This is a genomic window from Neisseria iguanae, from assembly GCF_003013245.1.
Lineage (GTDB): Bacteria > Pseudomonadota > Gammaproteobacteria > Burkholderiales > Neisseriaceae > Neisseria > Neisseria iguanae.
The window spans coordinates 1-3,711 of record NZ_PXYY01000145.1 but is presented as its reverse complement, the minus strand read 5'-3'; the positions used below and the strand labels follow the sequence as shown (position 1 = coordinate 3,711).

At 46.6% G+C, this 3,711-nt stretch carries 6 protein-coding genes and 2 pseudogenes; 1 reads left to right on the top strand and 7 read right to left on the bottom strand.

All coding sequences use genetic code 11. The features are described 5' to 3' along the window. Positions 1–203, top strand: a pseudogene (locus C7N83_RS15005) (IS1595 family transposase); the annotation flags it as partial. Between the two features lie 204 nt (positions 204–407). On the opposite strand, the pseudogene C7N83_RS13410 reads toward C7N83_RS15005, so the two are convergent. The 7 genes and pseudogenes from C7N83_RS13410 to C7N83_RS13380 all read right to left on the bottom strand — a co-directional run. Further along, positions 408–569, bottom strand: a pseudogene (locus C7N83_RS13410) (calcium-binding protein); the annotation flags it as partial. A 22-nt stretch (positions 570–591) separates the two neighbouring features. Further along, positions 592–954, bottom strand: coding sequence for a hypothetical protein (locus tag C7N83_RS13405; protein WP_146135178.1), 363 nt, complete (start codon positions 952–954; stop codon positions 592–594). 66 nt (positions 955–1,020) lie between these two features. Next, positions 1,021–1,530, bottom strand: a complete 510-nt coding sequence (locus C7N83_RS13400; RefSeq protein ID WP_146135177.1) for a putative Ig domain-containing protein — start codon at positions 1,528–1,530, stop codon at positions 1,021–1,023. Between the two features lie 16 nt (positions 1,531–1,546). Further along, a complete protein-coding gene (locus C7N83_RS13395) occupies positions 1,547–1,717 on the bottom strand; it encodes a hypothetical protein (protein ID WP_245911237.1) in 171 nt (56 codons plus the stop codon). Between the two features lie 54 nt (positions 1,718–1,771). Next, complete coding sequence (locus tag C7N83_RS13390; protein ID WP_106743231.1) at positions 1,772–2,305, bottom strand: calcium-binding protein; 534 nt, start codon at positions 2,303–2,305, stop codon at positions 1,772–1,774. Further along, positions 2,302–3,042: a hypothetical protein gene (locus C7N83_RS13385; protein WP_106743230.1), complete on the bottom strand. Its 741-nt coding sequence runs from the start codon at positions 3,040–3,042 to the stop codon at positions 2,302–2,304. The genes C7N83_RS13390 and C7N83_RS13385 overlap by 4 nt, the downstream gene beginning before the upstream one ends. A 19-nt stretch (positions 3,043–3,061) precedes the next feature. Further along, positions 3,062–3,565, bottom strand: a complete 504-nt coding sequence (locus C7N83_RS13380; protein ID WP_146135175.1) for a hypothetical protein — start codon at positions 3,563–3,565, stop codon at positions 3,062–3,064. Positions 3,566–3,711: the final 146 nt, after the last annotated feature.

Here is a 3,711-nt window from a genome sequence, read left to right as displayed (position 1 = left end):
CACAGCTTTTTGCAGACCGTCAAAACCCTATCGGCGGCATTGGAAATTGTTGGAACCGGGCGAAGTGCGTCTTGCGCAAATACAATGAGGTTGGCCGTAAATCTTGCCCGCTGTCCTTGAAAGGATGCGGGTTCCACTTTAACTTTGGCGTACCGTCCGGGCAGCTTGAAATGCTGCGGAAATGGTGTGGTGTTTGGGGCTAATCTGCGTCAGCCTCAAATATTATTTCATTCGGCCTAGTTGTTTGAAGCTTCAATACCACTATTTTCAATCATTGTATAAAAAACACTCACAGTTTTTGTAAATACTCAAATTATACAATGGAACGAAAGCCTCTAAATTACGGAAAACTTTATCCGGACTGAAAAGCATTCGTTCCGATTGGAGGTTAATACATAGATTTCTCTCTAAGCAATATTCTGAACAGTATTTTGTACCTGCAACGGGTTCAGTGTACCGTCTGAAAACACCAAACTGATGGCTTGCGATTGATTGTTGCTGTAATAATTACTAATGCTGACTTGATCCTCACCGCCGAATGCCCGAATAACCAAGTTGTTTTTACTACGGTTAAATTCCGCATCTGCAGCTTCACACTTTCAAATACCAATTTGTCGATAAAGGCATCCATTCTGACCGGACCATCAGAAATAATGTCTTTACCGTGCCCCGCTGCAAAATATACATATCTGCCGTATTATTACCACCTTCCAAGTAATCATTACCCAAACGGCTGAATACGGCATCTCCGGAGTGGGCATCTTCAAAGCGGAGGGTATCAATAAATTTATTGCCGTAATAAGACGCATCAGTAGCCGTACCATGACCACGGGCAAAAATATACAGATCATTGCTGTTGGCCCCACCAACCAACATATCATTGCCTGTACCGCCAATCAGCGTATCATTGCCATTACCGCCCCGCAAAGTACCATGACCGTTTGTGCCTATCAACACTTTATCTTGGGCATTACCCGCTCCGACCACCTGTATATTCAACAGCGAAGATGAAGATTTTCCTTAGGCATCCGTCGCAACCAGATTGATTTTAAGATTTTCAGCGGCCAAAGTAGTACCACTGAAGATCTGACGCTCCACATCAAATACCAACCAGCTCGGCAGTACACTGCCATCAGCAGCAACAGCACGGTAAGTCAGCTTGTCGCCGCTAGGGCCGGTAAAATAACCCTGAGGAATGGCAAATTCCCAATGTTGTCCGACTTTGGCGTAAGCGGTATCCGGACTGCCTCGTACTTCGGGTGCATGATTTTCATTATTAATGATACTCGTCCAGCTTTGGCTGGCACTCAAACCTTCGGCATCGACTGCGGTAATGGTTAAATCCAATTTACCGGCAAGTTCGTCTCCGGCCACACCGCTCAATATCCGGCTGGTACTATCAAACCGCCAGCTCTCAGGCGGCTCGGAACTATCGGCACGGGTAACACGGTCATGACCTTTGCCGCCATAAAGTTTATCGTCGCTATCACCTCTGTAAGTAAAGATAATCGTGTCCCGACACCGAAGCATCGCGGTTATCATCGCCCTACAGGATGTTATCGCCTTTACTGCCGTCTAAATAATCATTGCCGTCTTGCCCAATAATCAAATCATTGCCTACGCCACCATACAGAAAATCAGCACCGCCACCGGCTGTCACACGATGTAGCGAATCATAAAGCGGTACTTTGGCAGTGAGCGAATAATCCAGTTTCACGGTCAATCACAATCTCCCATTCGTCCATACCACGATGGGTAAAGCTGAAACTATTTAAATATTGAGGCTCCCATGTCTCCCGTTTTTAAACGTATATTCAAACGTCAGCGAAGCCGCTGCAGCAGATGAAACCGTCGGCATCATTGTGCCCGGTCCCGGTACAAAAGGCATAATCGGAGCAATCGGTGTATAGCCATAGGTCACACCGTTTCCCTCAATATAAAGTGATTGGCTGCGGTTGCCATAACGGTAAAATGCATCACCGAAAATCACATCGTCTCCTGCCCCGCCGAAAATAGTATCACTGCCTTCACCACCCGTCAGCAGGTCACGGTTTTGACTACCGTAAACCTTATCATTGCCTTCATCAGCGGCGGCCCAGTCACCTCGTTCGCTGGTACTCTCTTCAAGCAAATGGCTGCCTTTGAATTCACTGTAGACAATATCATCACCTGCAGCGGCATAAATCAGATCACGTCCGCTACCATCGATAATGTCACGGTCAAGAGCCTTTCCCACCTCAGATTTGTCAGCTGACACAAAACCACTGCCGTTTAAAACATCATTGCCATCGCCGCCATCAATCACATCCGCACATAGCTGCCGTAAATGCGGTCATTGCCCGCACCTGCCGCCACAGTCAGCGCATCTGCCGCACCTGTAAAAACAATATCGTCTTTATTGCCGCCGGCGAGGTTGAAATGATGCCCGTTTCCGGAAGCATAAAAGATTTTGTATTTATCCGCCCGTCCGTAACCGCCCGTCAATATCAAACTTCCGGAAGCTGCCGTATCAGGTGCATCTTTAGTGACCAATTCGATACCCAGTCCGCTTGCACTGTCTCCGCGGAAAAAATCTTGGATCACAGCCGTATCACCACCATGCTTAACCATCAATACATTACTTCCTTCAGGGCGTACCGCCGTCATCTGATGATTAGGCTTACCGTCTTCGCTCACGCTGAACCAAGACTTATCCTCAGCACTGTTGCGCATAAATCTTGCTGCTTTCAGGCCGTCTGAAAAAACAATACTGCCGTTCAGGTCGCTATTAAATACCGTGTCCATACCCTTGATATGGTAAGTATCATGGATACTCCCGCCTTCCATATAGTCAAAGCCGGCTTGACCGTCCAATACATCGTCCCCCAAACTGCCAAACAAACGGTCATCCGCTGCATCACCAGTCAAGGTATCAGCGGAATCAGAGCCAAAACGGATATATTTTTCTTTCGAAAAAGGAATATTTCCTCCTGTTACAGAAAGCCCAAGCTCTGCTTTGCCACCAGAATAATGGGAAAGGCCAATAGCAGATTCATCGTACAACCTCTGAGAGTACTCTTCTTTATGCCGTTTTTACTTCCAACATCTTCATCCGTCTGCTGGGATAAGATTCGGTCATACTGTTGGGATTCTCCTGCGAAAACAGACTCAAATAACCATCGGCATTGTATCTGCTGTAATCCATTCCTGTGAAAACAAAAGGATTTAATGCTTTCAAAGCATAACGCATTGCTAAGCCTTCATCGGAGTCTTCAAGTGCTTTTTCAAAACTGATCTCTTTAAAGCAGTAATTCCTACCAGATTTCTCCAGATATTCTTTTAATTCATGAAGGTGTTGATGGTAATTTTGGCGTGAATCCGCATTATCTGAGATATCGCCAACCTGCGTCTCAGCGACACCCTTACCCAAAAGCATCTTTCTTACCTGATCCAATAAGATTTCCAATGAATTTGCTGCCCGATTGCCGACACGGTTTAAAAAGAAATTCAACCGCTCCAGCGTTAAGTCCGGATCCATTATCGACAATACATAGCCCAAAGCCAGCGCATCGGTGATTTTGTACATATAATGGTTGGGCAGCCCCGTACCTTCTTCATTAAAAATCGGCCGAGGCCGCATTGGAAGCCGAAACCGGACAATACCTCGAACAAAAGCAGTTGCAGCCCGGCCGGCGTAACGGCCACAGCAAAAAAACCGTCAAAACCGGTTCC

What these genes read in the sequence shown, in the direction of transcription:
- C7N83_RS13400 (WP_146135177.1), bottom strand. Translation starts at nt 1,530, where the DNA reads ATGCTTCGGTGTCGGGACACGATTATCTTTACTTACAGAGGTGATAGC.
- C7N83_RS13380 (WP_146135175.1), bottom strand. Translation starts at nt 3,565, where the DNA reads ATGTACAAAATCACCGATGCGCTGGCTTTGGGCTATGTATTGTCGATA.